We start from the raw sequence: 15,768 nt of genomic DNA on the forward strand, positions 1-15,768 counted from the left end.
ATCAGCGCCCACCCAACCGACAAATCAAAGCGCCGTCATCCCCCCATCGACCACCAGCTCGGTCCCCGTGACATAGCGGCTCTCGTCCGAGGCGAGGAACAGGTTCATGTTCGCGATGTCCAGCGGCGCGCCCATGTAGCCCATCGGCACCAGCGCCAGCGTCGCGTCATAGTTCGCGGCATTGTCCTCCTGCGCCACGCCCTGGATATTGGTCAGGATCATGCCGGGGTGCACCGAATTCACGCGGATGCCGTCCTTGGCGGTTTCCACCGCAATGGTCTTGGAAAACAGCCGCACGCCACCCTTGGCCGCGGCATAGGCGCCGCAGGCCGGCACGCCAATCAGCCCGGCGACAGACGAGATGTTGATGATCGAACCCTTCACCCCGGTCTTGCGCATCAGGATCACCGCGCGCTTGGTGCCCTGGAACACGCTGTCGAGGTTGACCGAGTTCTGCAGCGCCCAGTCGGCACTGGTCATGTCCTCGATCGGGCGCAGCACCGCGATCCCGGCATTGTTGACGCACACGTCCAGCTTGCCGTCCTCGGCCTCGATCGCGGCGAAAACCTCGTCCCACTGCGCCTCGCTGGTCACGTCATGCAGCATCGCGCGAGCCTCGCCGCCCGCGGCGCGGATGCCTTCGGCCACCTTTTCGGCGCCGGCCAGATCGCGGTCGGTCAGCCACACCTTGGCGCCTTCCTCGGCAAAGCGCTGCGCAGTGGCGCTGCCCAGGCCCGGCACCGAAGCACCACCTGTCACCAATGCGACTTTTCCGGAAAGACGGCCCATTTGAAACTCTCCCAATAAAAAACCGGAGGGACGGAAAGGAACGTCGCCTAAGCGACCCTCCCCCGCCCCCCGGCAAGGTGGATCAGGTTATATGCGCTGGCTTCAGAACTTGAAGCCTGCGGTAACGCCGTAGGTCCGCGGTTCCAGCGCCATGCCGAACGACCACAGGCCAGCCACGGTGAATGCGTGGGTCGTGGTCTTCTCGTTCAGCAGGTTGCGGGTGAACACGCGCAGGTAGGCCTTGGCGTCATCGATGTCGAAGTTGAACGTCATCGACGCATCGACCAGATCCTGCGTGGTGGTGCGCACGCGCGGATCGTTGCCGCCCACGGTGATCAGCGTCGCCTGGCCCGAACCGTTCAGCGTCGGCGTCAGCGAAGCTGCCGAAAGCTGCTCGTCATAGGGCGAGATGTGGCGCCAGCCGACATTGGTGGTGATATCGCCAAAGCCGGTCGGCGCGACGTATTCCGCGCCCAGCGACGCGGTGAAGTCCGGCGCATAGATCAGGCGGTTGGCCGAGTAGTTGAACGGCACCAGCCCCGTACCGCAGGCATTGGTCGCCACCGGCCCTGCCGCATAGGCGCCGCACGTAACGAAGTTGCGGAAGTGCGAATCCATGATCGCGATCGAGCCGGTGATGCGGAAGTTCTCGGTCAGGCGCAGCGTGCCGTCCGCCTCGATGCCCTTGATCAGCGCGCCGCCCGGAACGTTGCCGGTGATCGTCTGGTTGCCGGTGGGGCCACCCGGAACGGTCAGGTTCTGCTGCATGTCCTTGTAGTCAGACACGAAGCCGGCAAGGTTCAGCTCCAGCTTGCGGTCGAACGCCGAAAGCTTCACGCCCACTTCATAGGCGTCGACCGTTTCAGGCTGGAACGGCGTGCTGGCGGTGGCAGCGGTTGCCGCGCGCGGGCTGAACCCGCCCGAACGATACCCGCGCGACCACGAGGCATAGACCATCACGTCCTGGTTCGGGCGCCAGTCGATGCCGACCTTGGGGGTGAACTTGTTGAAGCTTGCCTTGCCGGTGCCAACGGGCACGAACTGGGACTTTTGCACGCTGTCCGGATCGATCAGCTTGCCACCGGCAAAGCCGTTGAACAGTTCCTTCCGGTCGTGGCTGTAACGTCCGCCGAACGAGACGCGAATCTGCTCGGCAACCTTCCAGTTAAAGTCACCGAACACCGCATAGCTTTCGGTGAGCCCTTCGACGTGCTGGGAGTTCCTGTCGAAAAGGGTCGGGGCGATGTTCGGGCTGTTTGCAAGCACCCGTGACCACTGCGTCAGGTCGTACTTCGAGTGGAAGTAGAACCCTCCGACCACGTAATCGAGGCCATCCAGCAGGTTGCCGGCAGCCCGCAATTCCTGGCTCCACTGTTCGTAGTGCTGGCGGCGATCGACATAGTAGAGATCGACCGACATGCCGTCGAAATCCTGCGTCTGCGCCTCGGTGCTCTTGCGCCAGCCGGTGATGGAGGTCAGCGTGACGCCACCCAGATCGTAGTTCATCTCCAGCGTGGCTTCAGGAGCCTTGTAATTGCTCGAGGCCGCCGAACCGAAGGTCGTGTAAAGATCCGTCGTGTTGTTGCGATTGCACTCGCGCGCCGGCGCAGCAAGGATCGACCCGGCCGGAAGCCCTGAAAGACTGCCGATGAAGTCCAGGGTGGGTTGCGAACAAAATGCTTCGCTGCTGTTGGCAAGGCTGCTCACCACCGGGTCGAACACCTGCTCGACCTGCGCCACCGTCAGCTGCGCATCGAAGCCCGAACCGACAGGCTTGAACAGCAGGCTGGCGCCGTAGTTCTCGCCATTGCTCCAGCCCGCATCGACATTGCGGGTGACGTTCTTGTAGAAGCCATCGGTCTCGTTGTGGAAGTACCACGCCTTCACGCCCCAGCTCTCCTCGTTGCCATAGTTGGCGAGCAGCTTGGTCGAAAAGGTGCCGAACTTGGCAAAGGTCGCCTCGGCCTTCAGGCCGGGCTTCATCGTCGGCTTGGTGCGCTGGATGTTGATCACGCCGCCGATGGTGTTGGCGCCGAACAGCGTGCCCTGCGGGCCGCGCAGCACTTCCAGCTGGGCGATGTCGAACGCATCCTGCAGCTGGCCGGTGTTGGTGCCGATCACCACGCCGTCAACCAGCACGCCCACGGTCGGCGTCTGCGACTTCTCGATGTCGGCATAAGTCAGGCCGCGGATCGAGATGTTTGCCGCCTGCGCGCCCGAATTCTGCTGGGTGATCAGCAGGCCCGGAGCCGCGCCCTGCAGGTCGCCGATGTTCACGGCAGCCTTGCTTTCGAGGAAGGCGGTGTTGACCGCGGTGATCGCCACCGGCGTGCTCTGCAGCGTTTCCGAACGGCGGCGCGCGGTCACGATGATCGCGCCGGTATCGCCTGCATCGGCTGCTGTGGTCTCGTCGGCCTGAACCGCCTGCGGCTCGTCCGCTTCGGTGGCGAATGCCGGCAGCGCAAGGCCAAGCGCGGTCGTGGTCATGGCAACGGCAAGCATGCGCCGTGCAGCAGTGGTTCTCATGTCTATCCTCCCTCCAAGGGTAACCTCGTCCGCTCAGGGACGATGGCTCACCTTCTTCATCCACCGCTGCGCTGATCGAACCAACTGCGACTTGTTACAGGTGCATGTGCCAGTGCATCATCCATCCTTGCCGTAACGTTCGGACGAGAATCCGGGAGAGATCACCATGACCGTCAATCGCCGCTTCCTGCTGGCCCGTCGCCCCCACGGCACGCCGGTGCCAGAGGACTTTTCCCTTGTCGAACAGCCAGTTCCCTCTGCGCCCGAGGGCGGCTTCGTCGTGCGCAACTGCTATGCCTCGCTCGATCCCGCCCAGCGCGGATGGATGGACGATGCGCCCAGCTACATGCCGCCGATCCCCCTGGGCGATCCGGTTCGCGCCACCACGGTCGGCGTGGTCGCCGCCTCGAACTCGCCCGATTTCGCCGTCGGAGACTGGGTCCTGGGCATGAACGGCCTGGAGGACTACTCGGTCAACGGTGCCGGCGGCTTCACCATGAAGGTCGATGTCGCCCAGGTCGATTCGCCATCGCGGTTCCTCTCGGCGATGGGCGCGGTCGGCCTCACCGCCTATTTCGGACTGATTGACGTGGCCAAGCCCAAGCCCGGTGAAACGCTGCTGGTTTCAGGCGCCGCAGGGGCGGTTGGCTCGGCAGTCGGCCAGATCGGCAAGATTCTCGGCTGCCGCGTGATCGGCATCGCCGGCGGCGCGGAGAAGTGCCGCCGCCTGATCGAGGATTACGGCTTCGATGTCGCCATCGACTACAAGAACAAGTCGGTCGACCAGCTCGCCGCCGAGATCCGCGCAGCCGCGCCGAACGGGGCGGATGTCGTGTTCGAGAACGTCGGCGGCGACGTGTTCGATGCCGAATTGCTCAACCTTGCCAAGCATGCCCGCATCGTGCTGTGCGGCTTGATCAGCGAATACAATTCCCCCGCCAAGGTCGGCGCGCGCAACCTCTGGTCGATCCTCACCAACCAGGCCACGCTCTACGGCTACCTGATCATGGACTACGCCCCCCGCTTTGCCGAAGGCGGCGCGGTCATGGCGGAATGGATGGCGCAAGGCCGCCTGCGCATCGACGAGGACGTGCAGCACGGCCTCGAAAACGCCTACGATGCCTTCATGCGCCTGTTCAGCGGCGCCAACACCGGCAAGCTCGTGCTGAAGATTGCCGATGGTCTCTGATCGCCCCACCTCTGATCGCCTGGCGGGCCGCAAGGCCATCGTCACCGGCGCAGGCTCGGGCATCGGGGCGGCCACGGCGGCACGCCTGCGCGCCGACGGGGCGCAAGTCTTCACTGCCGACGTGCAGGGCGATGTCGATTTCACGGCCGACCTCACCGCCCCCGATGCCAATGCCCGGCTTGTCGCACAGGCCGTGGCGGCGATGGGCGGGCTCGATACGCTGGTTCCCTGCGCCGGGATCAGCGCGTTCCACCCCCTCGAAGGCCATGACGACGCCTATTTCCTGCGCGTGATCGAGGTGAACCTCGTCGCCGTGTTCCGCCTCGTGCGCGATGCCGTGCCGCACCTCAAGGCCGCGGGCAATGGCCGCATCGTCACCATCGGCTCCACCACGTCGAGCCACGGCGACGAGGGCCTCAGCGCCTATTCCGCCTCCAAGCACGCCGTGCTCGGCTTTACCAAGTCGGTCGCGGCGGAACTCGGGCCGTTCGGAGTGACGGTGAACTGCGTGCAGCCCGGCGCCATCGCCACGGCAATGACCGCGCCCGCCTTTGCCGAGATGCCCGAATTCCGCACCTTCTGGGAGAACAAGGCCCCCTTGCGCCGCCTCGGCCAGCCCGAGGACATCGCCGACGTCATCGCCTTCCTGTGCAGCGACGATGCCCGCTTCATGTCCGGCCATGGCGTCTGGGTCGATGGCGGCGCCATGGTCCGGCACTAAAACCCGTTCAGGCCGTTCCTTTTCCAAAGCCGGTCAAGGGCTTGGGCCAGGGGCAGGAACGCAGTTGATGAAGGTCGCGGCATTCGATGAAGGCAGCGCGCGGGCCGATCCGCCGGCGGCCATGCGCATGGATTACTGGAAGCCCTCCCCCAGGCTCGAAGGGCTGGTCAGCGGCTACCACCTTTACGCCGTCGCGCCGCCGCAAGGGCAGGTCCACAGCGATGTGTTCCAGCCGGCCTGGTTCAACTTGCGCATTCTGCTTGATCCCCAGACCCGCTGGCATGTGCGTTACGGTGGGGGCGAAGCCGTGCGCGTGCCCGATGTCGCGCTGTTCGGCCCTTCGTCCACGGCCTGCTGGTCGCAAAGCGATGCCGGCACCGTCGTCGGCGCAGGGATCACCCCGCTGGGATGGGCGCGCCTCGGCAGCTGCTCCGCTGCCAAGATCGCCAATCGCGTCGTCCCTGCGCGCGACATGCTGGGCGAAGATGTCGAAGCTCTGGCCCGGCACCTGCGCAACGCGGCGCCCGGCGCGGTCCCTGCAATCTTCGATGCCTGGCTGATCGACCGGATGGGCATGTCCCACCGCGACGAGGACACGATTTCCCGGATCTTTTCGGCCCTGCTCGATCCCAATCTGCGCACGGTCGGCCAGCTCTCGCACAGTCTCGGCATTGCCTCGCGCCAGCTGGAGCGCCTTTGCCTGCGGGCGTTCGGTTTTGCGCCCAAGCTGCTGCTGCGCCGCGCCCGCTTCCTGCGCTCGCTCCATGCGCTGATCCGCGGTGGGCCGGGCCGACGCGCGCTCGCCATCGACGCCGGCTACACCGATTACTCGCACTTCATCCGCGAGGCGCACGAATTTCTGGGCATGAAGCCCACGCAGTTCCTTGAAGCCTGCGGACCGATGTTCACCCGCTCGCTCCGGTTGCGCCAGGCCGTGCTCGGCGCGCCGGCCCAGGCGCTCACCCGCCCGGCCGATTAGGCCTTCATCACCGGCATCGGCGTCTGCCCGCTTTCGTCGAGGTAATAGGCGATCCACTTGTGGAAGAACTGGTTGCCCGGCTCGTTCCGGCCAAAGGTCTGGTGCGTCATCGCCCCGGATTCCAGCCCGTTCTGCACCTTGAGGCCAAGGAAATAGTCCTCCTCCTCCACCACGTCGAAGAAGAAATCGCACATCTGGTCCAGCGCGGCGAGGCCTTCCTCCGTCTCGGGCTTCACCGGGAAGATGTAGTTCATCACCGTGGTATTCTGGTTCGCCTTCGGCCCGGGAACAGCTGCGCCAGCTGGCCCATTTCGGGCGCGAGGAAGAAGCTCATGTTGGGGAACAGCATGCGGATGAAATCATAGCCGTTGTTCTCCTGCCGCCCCCATTCCTCGCGCGGCAGCTCGGCCAGCCGGGTGATAGAATTCTGCGGAAAGCCCAGCCGGATATGCGGCCCGAAGCCCTCGTAGTGGGCGCGGTTCGAAGGGCTGCGCGTTGCCACCGTGTTGGTGTGCGCGGCCTGGAAGTGGTAGCCCTCAAGATAGCCGTCATAGGCGACCTTCCAGTTCGCCCCCTGCATCTTGCGCGCCTTGTGGAAGTACCACGTCTCCAGCTTCAATGCGGCAAAGTCCTCGTACATCCCGCCCATCCACTCGACCGCGTTGATCGGCAGGCCGCCAGAGTCCTTGGGTGTCAGGATCACGAAGATCAGCCCCGCCGCCTCGTCGCAAGGCAGCTCGGTCATGTTGAGGGTGGAGCGGTCGACATCGCCGAACGTGCTCGCCTCGGCAATGCCGATCAGCTTGCCTTCGTTGGAATAGGTCCAGCCGTGGTACTGGCAGGCAAAGGCCTTGCAATTGCCCTTGCCCTCCTTGGCCAGATGCATCGCGCGGTGCTTGCACACATTGAGGAACGCGCGCGCCTTGCCGTCACGCCCGCGCGTGATGAGCACCGGCAGGCCCATCACCTCCATCGCCTTGTAATCGTTCACGTTGGGCAGTTCGATGGTCAGCGCAAGCATCAGCGGCAACCGCTTGAAGATCCGCGCGATCTCCGCCTCGAAGCGCTCCTCGCTGAGATAGTCCGCCACCGGCACGCGCATCGTCCCGCTCGCCATGTCGGTCGTCCTGGTCTCGACGAAGTGGAGCATGCGTTCCGCCGCGCGGGCGTACTTGTCGTAAAGTTCGGTCATCTGGCTAACCTCAAGCGTTCAGATAGGAATCCAGCGTCTGGTGGATGTGGCGGATGCGCACTTCCTGATAGTCGGCGAGTTCGACGGCCTGGTTCTTCGAAACCTTCAGCCCTTCGTGGCACAGCGCCATGTTCTCGCTGTCCTGATCGAGCACCGCGCCCAGCACGCCGAGTTCCTGCGCGTCGGCCCAGATCTGGTCGTCACCCAGCATGTGCATCGGCACGCCTGCAGGCCGTTCTTGACCTTCCGGCACCCGCGCAATCACGCGCACTTCCATCAGGCACTTGTCCTGATCGGGCCACGGCCGCCAGCGATAGACGATGTTCGGCATGAACCCGCCCCACGGCGCGAAGTTGGGGAACACGTTGTAGACCAGCGCATCCAGCAGCTCGCTTTCCGAAACGCCCGAATAGTCCCCGCCGAACTGCTTTTCCGAAACCTCGCGCATCTTCGCGCCCAGCGCGGCGCGGGCGCTGCGCCCTTCCGGCACCGTGATCGCATAATTGTCCTTGTCCGCATCGTAGTTGTCGGCGCTGCGGCCGTTGTACTTGCGGAATTCATCGATGATCCGCTGCTGCGGCCAGTGCTCGGCCTGCGCCTGTGCCTCGATATGCGGGCTGACCACGCCGAACGGGGTGTAGTTCACGTTCACGTGGTCGCCCAGCACATGGTAGGCGGCATTGGCATCGCCGGTGAACGGCATCAGTTGCGGGTGCGTGACATAGGCGTGGTAGCTTTCCATGAAAGCCTCCATCGCGATCTTCCAGTTGGCGGGGATGACCTTGGCCACCCAGGCCACCGTCACGCACTCCTCGTGTTTCCAGCGCTTGAAGAACTCGGGCAGCGGGGCGAGATATTCCTCGATCGTCGGCCCTTCGGCATTGTCGCGCACGAAGATATAGCCGCCCCACTGCGCCAGGCTCGCCTCGGGCAACTGCATCTTCGCGTCGGTCAGGTGGGCAAAGTCCCAGCGGCAGGGAATGTTGCGCAAGGACCCGTCAGGGTTCCACGAAAAGCCGTGGAACGGGCAGAGGAACTGCTCGGCACTGCCGCTGTCGGTCTTGAGCTTGCGGCCGCGATGCAGGCAGACGTTGTGAAACGCCTTCACGCTGCCATCCTCCTGCCGCACGATCAGGTAGGATCGCCCGGCATTGTCGTAGGTCACATAGTCGCCGGGCTCGGGCAGGTCCTCCTCGCGCGCGGCAAACTGCCACACCGCCGGCCACATCTTCTCGCACTCGGCGCGGAAGAATTCCGGGCTGTGGTAACGCGCCGCATCGATCGGCGCAGAGCCGAGATACTGCGAACGGTCCTCGGCCATGAAGGCAGGCGGCTGCACCTCGTCCGCCGCCAGAATGTCCTCCCAGCTGGTGCCGGGGCATCGTGCGCGGTCGAAGGCGCCGGGATCGCGGTCGGCCATCGTGTTCCTCTCTCCTCTTTGGGTGAGAGAACGATGTCACGACAGCGGCCCGGCGGGTTTGACCAAGGTCAAGAAAATGCGCCCCGAACCCCTGCGCTTTTGGCTAGTTCGCGCATGTTTGGCTTCGCTAAACATGCAGACTTGCCGGTTTTCAGTCCGGCACAATCACGCCCACGCCCTCGCGCCACACCGGGCGAATCTGCGGGTCGTCGTAGATCTCCATGACCTCGAACACGTTGCCGAAGAAATCACGGCAATAGGTCGCGGCATAACCGCTCTTGCGCCCCTGCTCGTCCACGGTCACGCCCGCCATCGAGGGCGGCGCATGGACGCGGATGCCGGCGTCGAGCAGGCGCTGGTAGCACGCCTGGATATCCTCCACCTGCACCGCGAAGTGCGTGTAACCATGATGGTTCACCCCGCGATCCGGGTCCTGTCGCTCGGGCGGAGGCGCTGTGTACTCGAACACCTCAATATGGGCATTGCCCAGCCGGCACATGAACTGCCGCGCCGCGCTGCCCTTCAGCCCGATCACCTCGTCGATGAAGGGATTGTCCCGCCATTCCAGTGGCGGCCCCACCTCGACCGCGCCCAGCAGGCCGAGGTAGAATTCACGCGCCTTGTCGAGATCGGGGACCGAGACCCCGATATGCTGGATCCCCTTGGCCCCGATGCTCATGGCAGGTTCCTCAGAATTGAACGCGCTTGGTAAAGCCGCCATCGACAACCAGATTGGTTCCGGTCGTATAGGACGATGCCGGGCTGGCAAGGAACACCACCGCCTTGGCCACTTCCTCCGGCCCGCCGAAACGGCCCAGCGCGAAACCGGCTTCGACCGACTTGTACAGCTCGGGCGCGGCACCTTCGATCACGTCCCAGCTGCCGCCGGTGAACTTGATCGGGCCGGGCGAGACGGTGTTGACGCGAATGCCCTTCGGCCCCAGCGCCTGGCTGAGCTGCCCCGCATAGACGATCAGCGCACCCTTCAGCGCATTGTAGCCCTGCGGCACGATGAAGGTTTCGAGCCCTGCGGTCGACGACAGGATCACCACCGAAGGCGCAGATGACTTTTCCAGGTACTGCTCCAGCACCTCGATGCCGATCACCGAACCCATGATGTCGTGATCCAGGCCCTTCTGCCAGTCGCCGGTCTGGCCCGAACCCGAAGTCGAGATCATCGGGATGAAGATGTCGCAACCGCCCAGCTTTTCAGCGGCATCGGTCAGCCAGGCGCGATAGGCATCGTGACCCTGATCCATGTCGAAGGCCGAACCGAAGACCTTGCCGCCATGCTTGCCAAGGCTTTCCGCCGCTTCGGCGACCTGTTCGGGATTGCGCGAGCAGAACGCGATGTCCGCACCTTCGGCGGCGAGCAGTTCCGCAGTCGCCCGCCCGATGCCGCGGCTGCCGCCGGTCAGGATGACCTTCTTGCCCTTGAGTCCGAGATCCATCAGTCAGCTCCTCTATCCCGTGCACGCTTCAATGCCATGTTCTGGCCGTTGCAGCGTTCTTGAAGGCCGCAGCAATGCCAAGCCACTCCCCTTTTGAACAGGAAATGCCGCGCGCCTTGCGGTGGTAGCCAGTCGCCAAAGCAATTGGGAGCAGTGGAATGAAGCGTCTCGAAGGCAAGACCGCCGTGGTGCTGGGCGCCAGCAGCGAAGGCAACATGGGGCAGGTCATCGCCCGGCGCCTGCTTGACGAAGGCGCGCATGTGCTGGTTTCGGGCCGCAAGGAGGCCGTGCTGGCTGACTTCGCCGCGCAGACCGGCTGCGCATGGGCGCCGTGCGACATCACCGACGAGGCCAGCGTCAACGCCCTTGCCGATACGGCTTCGGAAAAGCTCGGCGGCATCGACATCGCGATCAATTCCACCGGCTGGGGCTTGCTCAAGCCCTTCCTCGAAGTCACCCGCGCCGAACTTGACGCGATGAGCGCGCTGCAGCTGGTTGGCCCGCACCAGTTCTTCCAGGCGATGATCCGCAAGATGGCCCGTTCCATGGGCGGGCGCGGCGGCTCGCTGATGACGATCAGCTCGGCCACGGCCACGATCATGCTCAACGATCACGCCATCTACATGGGCACCAAGGCCGGCACCGATCATATCGTGCGCTGCATCGCCCACGAATTCGGGGCGGAAGGCATCCGCGCCAACTCGATCTCGCCGGGCCTCACCGATACGCCGATGAATGCCGAGGCAAAACAGGTCCCCGGCCTGTTCGAAAGCTTCCGCAATGCCTATCCGCTCGGCCGCTGGGGCACGTCGGAAGACGTCGCCGCCGCCGCCGTGTTCCTCGCCAGCGACGAATGCTTCATGACCGGGGAAAACCTGCAGGTGAACGGCGGCCTCACCTTGCGCCGCAACCCCACGCGCGAGGAAATCAACGCCGCGGTCGCCAAGGCCATGGCCGAAGGCTGAGCGATCTTGGCCCGTTCTTGAGATGTTTCGCTTGGCCGTTGCACGATTGAAGGAAATCGGTTAACCTATCGCCCAAACAGCTTCAAACAGGCGGGCGATGTCTGATCAGAATTCAATAGTCAGCCAGATCGGCGATCTTGCCTCAGCGGGCGAGAAGATGATCGAGCGCCTGCGCCGCAAGGCTTTCCTGCCAGACAGCCGCAAGGGACTCAACGTCCGTGTCGGCATCGCCGAGGCAGCGCAGCTGCTCGGCTGCTCGACGAATCGCATCCGCATGGCCGAGGATGACGGCCGCCTGCCCCCGCCGCCTTCGGGCGAAAACGGGCGGCGGCTGGGCTATTCGATGGAAGAGCTGATGCACATGCGCGAAGTGCTGGGCGCCTCCCCTGCCCGCGCCCCGCTCGATGTGCCGGCGATCATCGCGGTGCAGAACTTCAAGGGCGGTGTCGGCAAGTCCACCGTCACCACTCACCTCGCCCACTATTTCGCGGTGCAGGGTTACCGCGTGCTGGTGGTGGACTGCGACAGCCAGGCGACGACGACGACGTTGTTCGGCTTCAACCCGCACTTCAACATCACGCGGGACGAAACGCTTTATCCTTATCTTTCAATCGACCCGACCCAGACCGACCTGCTCTACGCGGTCAAGCGCACGCCCTGGCCCAATGTCGATCTGATCCCGTCGAACCTCGAACTGTTCGACGTCGAGTACGAACTTGCCGCTTCGGGCTCCGATGGCCAGTCGGTCCTCGCCGCGCGCTTCCGCAAGCTGAAGGCCGGCCTGATGGACATGGCCCGCGATTATGACGTGGTGATCCTCGATCCGCCGCCGGCGCTGGGCACGATATCGCTTGCGGTGATGCAGGCGGCCAACGCACTGCTGGTGCCGCTGGCTGCCACCACACCCGATTTCTGCTCGACCGTGCAGTTCCTCTCGATGATGGACCAGGTCATCGCCCAGCTGATCGAGGCCGGGATCGCGGTGGACTACAGCTTCGTCCGCCTGATCTGTTCCAAGTTCGATGGCGGCGATCCTTCCCACGAAATGGTCCGCACCATCATGGAGCAGACTTTCGGCCCCGCCCTGCTGCCCGTGCCGATCCTCGAAAGCGCCGAGATCAGCCACGCGGCGCTGCGCATGATGACGGTCTATGAGCTGGAAAAGCCGATCGGCACGCCGCGCACCCACAAGCGCTGCCGCGCCAATCTCGATGAAGCGATGGGCCAGATCGAACAGCTCGTCCGCGCCGGCTGGGGCCGCGTCGCTCCGGCCCGAGAGGAGGACGTGATCCATGCCTGATCGTCCTGAACGCAAGTTGGAAACACCTTTCCTACATGTGCATGTTCACTTTATGTTCCGCGCCTTTCGCAACGAGGTGACTTATGGCGCGTAAGCAGTCGGACTATCTCGCAAGCCTTCTGGCCGACGAGGAAGTGATTGAAACAAAATCGGAACCTGCCGAAACTGTGACTTCAGAGGCAGTGGCCGAATCGGCAGCCCCCTCCCCTGCCCCGGCCCGAAATGAACGTCTGCGCGGCACCACCTTGCTCGGCCGCGAAAGCGCGCTGGCGCGTGTGGCGAGCGGCGAAGTCCGCCAGGTCACGCAGCTCCTGCTCGATCCGGCACGGGTGCGGGTGTGGAAGGGCAACGCCCGCTCCTACGAGCACCTCTCGGTAGAATCCTGCCGCGAGCTGATCGATTCGATCATTGCCGAGGGCGGCCAGAAGGTCCCTGCCGTGGTTCGCCGCATCGATGGCGATCCGGACCATGACTTCGAAGTCATCGCCGGCACCCGGCGGCACTGGTCGATCTCGTGGCTGCGTTCGCACTCGTATCCCGAGATGCAGTTCGTGGCGCAAGTCGCCCAGCTTGATGACGAAGCCGCCTTCCGACTTGCCGACCTGGAAAACCGCGCCCGCAAGGACGTTTCGGACCTTGAACGCGCCCGCAACTATGCGCAGGCGCTTTACGATCATTACGGCGCGCACCTGACGCGCATGGCCGATCGGCTCAACCTGTCAAAGGGTTGGCTGTCGAAGATGCTCAAGGTCGCCTCGCTGCCTGACGCCGTGGTCGCCGCCTTTGCCAGCCCGGCCGACGTGCAGCTGAAGCCCGCCTACCCCCTCGCCCAGCTGCTCGACAATCGCGAGCTGGCGCCGGCGATCCTGCGCGAGGCCAAGGTCCTTGCCCGCCTGCAGGAAGAGCGGCGCAAGGCTGGCGATCCGGCGATTGCCGCCAATGATGTCGTCGCCCGCCTGATGGCCGCAGGCACCGTCAAGGCCGATGGCCCACCACGCGAGATCGTGCTCGAAGGCCGGGGCGGCAGGCCCGCCATCACGGTACGTTCGATCAACCGCCAGGGCGTGACCCTGCGCTTCCACGCCGGATCGGGCATGCACCTCGACGCCCTCCTCGAACTGGCGCGCGACGCGCTCGAACAGCTCGAGGACGAGGGGCGGAGCATCCTGCTCTGATGGAAAACGGGGGGAGGACAGCGGCGTCAGGAAAGTGTTTCCCCGGGGAAACACTTTTCGCACACGTGCCTTCCCTCTCGATCCGGACCAATGTTTCCCCGGGGAAACGAGGCGGAGCCGAGTTCAGCGCAGCTAAACATTTTTTGCAGAGGGTCCTTCGTCAGCCTCAGGCTGCGCGGAATTTGGGGTGGTGGCTGCAGGAACGGGCTCTTCCCACACCCTCACCGCCCCCCTCACCGCTCATCCTGAGCTGGTTGAAGGATGCCCAACGCGACCTTGCGTCCACGGTGTTTCCCCGGGGAAACATCTCAACCACGCACCGATAGATCTCACACCCCAAAAATGTTTCCCCGGGGAAACACTCGCGAAAGCCCCCTCCCCTTGAACCGCGCCAAGCCCACCCGGGCCACACCTTCGGGCGACCAGTTCGACCTGTTCCTGCCCTATGTGGCGGACATGCCGATGCGCGATCAGCGCGAGATGATGGAGCGGCCGTTCTTCAGCCTTGCCAAGTCGAAGCGCGTCAAGCCGATCGACTACACCTCCCCGATGGCAAGCTGTGGGTCCACGTCTCGGCCAGCCCCGACTATGGCATGGCGACGATCTGGGACGCCGACATACTGATCTATTGCGCCAGCGTTCTGGCCGACATGGCGCGGCGCGGCGTGAACGATGTGCCGCGCAAGTTGAACCTGATGCCCTACGACCTGCTGCGCGCCATCGGCAGGCCGACGACCGGGCGCGCCTACGAACTGCTGGGGCAAGCGCTTGACCGTCTGGTGGCGACCACGATCAAGACCAATATCCGCGCCGAAAACAGGCGTGAGGCGACCTTCTCCTGGCTCGATGGCTGGACGCAGCTGGTCGATGAAAAGACCGAACGCTCGCGCGGCATGACGATCGAGCTGTCCAACTGGTTCTGGGAAGGCGTGATGATGAAGGGCGGCGTGCTGTCCATCGACCGCGCCTATTTCGACATCACCGGCGGGCGCGAACGCTGGCTCTACAAGGTGGCGCGCAAGCACGCGGGCGGGGCAGGGGAGGAGGGCTTTGCCATCTCCATGCCGACGCTGTTCGAGAAGTCCGGCGCCGAGGGCGAATACCGCCGCTTCAAGTTCGAGATCCTCAAGCTGGCCGAGAAGGACGCGCTGCCGGGCTATGGCCTCAGCGTCGAGACCGCCAAGGGCGGCGAGCCGATGCTGCGCATGCGCCGGATCGACGGGAAGGACGGCGCGGGCGAGGTGGGGCAGGGGACTGGCGGCGTGGTACGACAGCCCGAGGCAGAGCGCGCTTCGGCACCGTCCACCAGCAGCAAGTCCGCAGAACCCGCACCTGTCGGCGGTACCTCGCCCTCGGGTGTTTCCCCGGGGAAACATTCTTCTCCGACCCAAACCTTCGATGCCTCGTCCCTGATCCGCAAGGCCGTGAAGGGCCTCAGCGACAATGCCAATCGCGGGTTCATGACGGACGAGACCATCGCCCACTTGCGCGAGACCTGCCCGGGCTGGGACCTTCACGCGCTCCACGCCGAGTTCGAAGGCTGGGTCAATGCCGACGCCGCGCGGCTTCCGGCCAACTGGCAGAAGGCCTTCATCGGCTTCGTCAAGCGCCACCACGAGAAGCACGGCCACACCCTGCGCCGCTGATGGCCCGCCTGTGACCACGCCGGTCACCGCGCATGCCGTTCCGAAAATGTCGTGTTCGTCAGGTGCGTCCGTTCCCGAAGTGTCGGGCATGGTAGCAGGGTGTTTCTCGCGGATTTTGCGCAAGGTCGCTTATCCACCGAATTTGAACCTCCTTGTTGGAGTTCTGTTGGAAAGTGATTCAATCCCACCACCCCACCGCACCCCTGATCCGGTCCATCGATCCATCGGGAACGCGCCTGTCCGGACTTTCGACCTATCGGGAACGCCCTTTCGATCCATCAGGAACGCAGCGCCGATCCATCGGGAACAGTTCGCCGACACTCCGGGAACGCGGGAGAGGGCGCGAATCGCGGCGAAATGGCGAGTCGGGGCAGGGCGCGGGGCGCTTAACCTGTCTAACCCTATCTAAAGGCCT

The 15,768-nt window shown here is 64.4% G+C and carries 11 protein-coding genes and 2 pseudogenes; 7 read left to right on the plus strand and 6 right to left on the minus strand.

Translation table 11 applies throughout. The features are described from left to right. Nucleotides 1–24: 24 nt before the first annotated feature. Together C7W88_RS18675 and C7W88_RS18680 are read right to left on the minus strand one after the other, a co-directional pair. Nucleotides 25–789 carry an SDR family NAD(P)-dependent oxidoreductase gene (locus tag C7W88_RS18675; RefSeq protein WP_118075070.1) on the minus strand — a complete coding sequence of 255 codons (765 nt, stop codon included), beginning with the start codon at nucleotides 787–789 and terminating at the stop codon, nucleotides 25–27. Between the two features lie 102 nt (nucleotides 790–891). Continuing rightward, complete coding sequence (locus C7W88_RS18680) at nucleotides 892–3,315, minus strand: TonB-dependent receptor (protein ID WP_118075071.1); 2,424 nt, start codon at nucleotides 3,313–3,315, stop codon at nucleotides 892–894. Nucleotides 3,316–3,481: 166 nt separating this feature from the next. Between C7W88_RS18680 and C7W88_RS18685 the strand changes: the two genes are divergently transcribed. The 3 genes from C7W88_RS18685 to C7W88_RS18695 all read left to right on the plus strand — a co-directional run bounded on the left by C7W88_RS18685 (nucleotide 3,482) and on the right by C7W88_RS18695 (nucleotide 6,204). Next, on the plus strand, nucleotides 3,482–4,504 hold the full coding sequence (locus C7W88_RS18685) for an NADP-dependent oxidoreductase (protein ID WP_118075072.1): 1,023 nt from the start codon (nucleotides 3,482–3,484) through the stop codon (nucleotides 4,502–4,504). Next, entirely contained in the window at nucleotides 4,494–5,225 is a 732-nt protein-coding gene (locus tag C7W88_RS18690; RefSeq protein WP_118075073.1) for an SDR family NAD(P)-dependent oxidoreductase, read from the plus strand. The genes C7W88_RS18685 and C7W88_RS18690 overlap by 11 nt, the downstream gene beginning before the upstream one ends. Before the next feature lie 67 nt (nucleotides 5,226–5,292). Further along, on the plus strand, nucleotides 5,293–6,204 hold the full coding sequence (locus C7W88_RS18695) for a helix-turn-helix domain-containing protein (protein WP_162896253.1): 912 nt from the start codon (nucleotides 5,293–5,295) through the stop codon (nucleotides 6,202–6,204). On the opposite strand, the pseudogene C7W88_RS18700 reads toward C7W88_RS18695, so the two are convergent. From C7W88_RS18700 to C7W88_RS18715, 4 genes and pseudogenes are all read right to left on the minus strand, one after another. After that, nucleotides 6,201–7,396 (minus strand): annotated as a pseudogene (locus C7W88_RS18700) (SRPBCC family protein). The gene C7W88_RS18695 and the pseudogene C7W88_RS18700 sit on opposite strands and share 4 nt — an antisense overlap. Before the next feature lie 10 nt (nucleotides 7,397–7,406). Continuing rightward, nucleotides 7,407–8,816 carry an SRPBCC family protein gene (locus tag C7W88_RS18705; protein ID WP_118075075.1) on the minus strand — a complete coding sequence of 470 codons (1,410 nt, stop codon included), beginning with the start codon at nucleotides 8,814–8,816 and terminating at the stop codon, nucleotides 7,407–7,409. A 151-nt stretch (nucleotides 8,817–8,967) separates the two neighbouring features. Then, nucleotides 8,968–9,495, minus strand: coding sequence for a VOC family protein (locus C7W88_RS18710; protein WP_118075076.1), 528 nt, complete (start codon nucleotides 9,493–9,495; stop codon nucleotides 8,968–8,970). Nucleotides 9,496–9,505: 10 nt separating this feature from the next. Next, entirely contained in the window at nucleotides 9,506–10,267 is a 762-nt protein-coding gene (locus C7W88_RS18715) for an SDR family NAD(P)-dependent oxidoreductase (RefSeq protein WP_118075077.1), read from the minus strand. A 158-nt stretch (nucleotides 10,268–10,425) separates the two neighbouring features. On the opposite strand from C7W88_RS18715, the gene C7W88_RS18720 reads away from it, so the two are divergent. From C7W88_RS18720 to C7W88_RS18735, 4 genes and pseudogenes are all read left to right on the plus strand, one after another. Next, nucleotides 10,426–11,232, plus strand: a complete 807-nt coding sequence (locus C7W88_RS18720) for an SDR family oxidoreductase (protein WP_118075078.1) — start codon at nucleotides 10,426–10,428, stop codon at nucleotides 11,230–11,232. 97 nt (nucleotides 11,233–11,329) lie between these two features. Beyond that, nucleotides 11,330–12,532 (plus strand): AAA family ATPase, encoded by a 1,203-nt coding sequence (locus tag C7W88_RS18725; RefSeq protein WP_039335745.1) that lies wholly within the window; start codon nucleotides 11,330–11,332, stop codon nucleotides 12,530–12,532. 83 nt (nucleotides 12,533–12,615) lie between these two features. Next, nucleotides 12,616–13,707, plus strand: a complete 1,092-nt coding sequence (locus C7W88_RS18730; RefSeq protein WP_118075079.1) for a ParB/RepB/Spo0J family partition protein — start codon at nucleotides 12,616–12,618, stop codon at nucleotides 13,705–13,707. Nucleotides 13,708–14,163: 456 nt separating this feature from the next. Continuing rightward, nucleotides 14,164–15,353 (plus strand): annotated as a pseudogene (locus tag C7W88_RS18735) (replication initiator protein A). Nucleotides 15,354–15,768: the final 415 nt, after the last annotated feature.

It is taken from the genome of Novosphingobium sp. THN1 (assembly GCF_003454795.1).
GTDB lineage: Bacteria > Pseudomonadota > Alphaproteobacteria > Sphingomonadales > Sphingomonadaceae > Novosphingobium.

Excerpts from the sequence above, each read along its gene's own strand:
- C7W88_RS18675 (WP_118075070.1), bottom strand. The coding sequence starts at position 789 with ATGGGCCGTCTTTCCGGAAAAGTCGCATTGGTGACAGGTGGTGCTTCG.
- C7W88_RS18680 (WP_118075071.1), bottom strand. The coding sequence starts at position 3,315 with ATGAGAACCACTGCTGCACGGCGCATGCTTGCCGTTGCCATGACCACG.
- C7W88_RS18685 (WP_118075072.1), top strand. The coding sequence starts at position 3,482 with ATGACCGTCAATCGCCGCTTCCTGCTGGCCCGTCGCCCCCACGGCACG.
- C7W88_RS18690 (WP_118075073.1), top strand. The coding sequence starts at position 4,494 with ATGGTCTCTGATCGCCCCACCTCTGATCGCCTGGCGGGCCGCAAGGCC.
- C7W88_RS18695 (WP_162896253.1), top strand. The coding sequence starts at position 5,293 with ATGAAGGTCGCGGCATTCGATGAAGGCAGCGCGCGGGCCGATCCGCCG.
- C7W88_RS18705 (WP_118075075.1), bottom strand. The coding sequence starts at position 8,816 with ATGGCCGACCGCGATCCCGGCGCCTTCGACCGCGCACGATGCCCCGGC.
- C7W88_RS18710 (WP_118075076.1), bottom strand. The coding sequence starts at position 9,495 with ATGAGCATCGGGGCCAAGGGGATCCAGCATATCGGGGTCTCGGTCCCC.
- C7W88_RS18715 (WP_118075077.1), bottom strand. The coding sequence starts at position 10,267 with ATGGATCTCGGACTCAAGGGCAAGAAGGTCATCCTGACCGGCGGCAGC.
- C7W88_RS18720 (WP_118075078.1), top strand. The coding sequence starts at position 10,426 with ATGAAGCGTCTCGAAGGCAAGACCGCCGTGGTGCTGGGCGCCAGCAGC.
- C7W88_RS18725 (WP_039335745.1), top strand. The coding sequence starts at position 11,330 with ATGTCTGATCAGAATTCAATAGTCAGCCAGATCGGCGATCTTGCCTCA.
- C7W88_RS18730 (WP_118075079.1), top strand. The coding sequence starts at position 12,616 with ATGGCGCGTAAGCAGTCGGACTATCTCGCAAGCCTTCTGGCCGACGAG.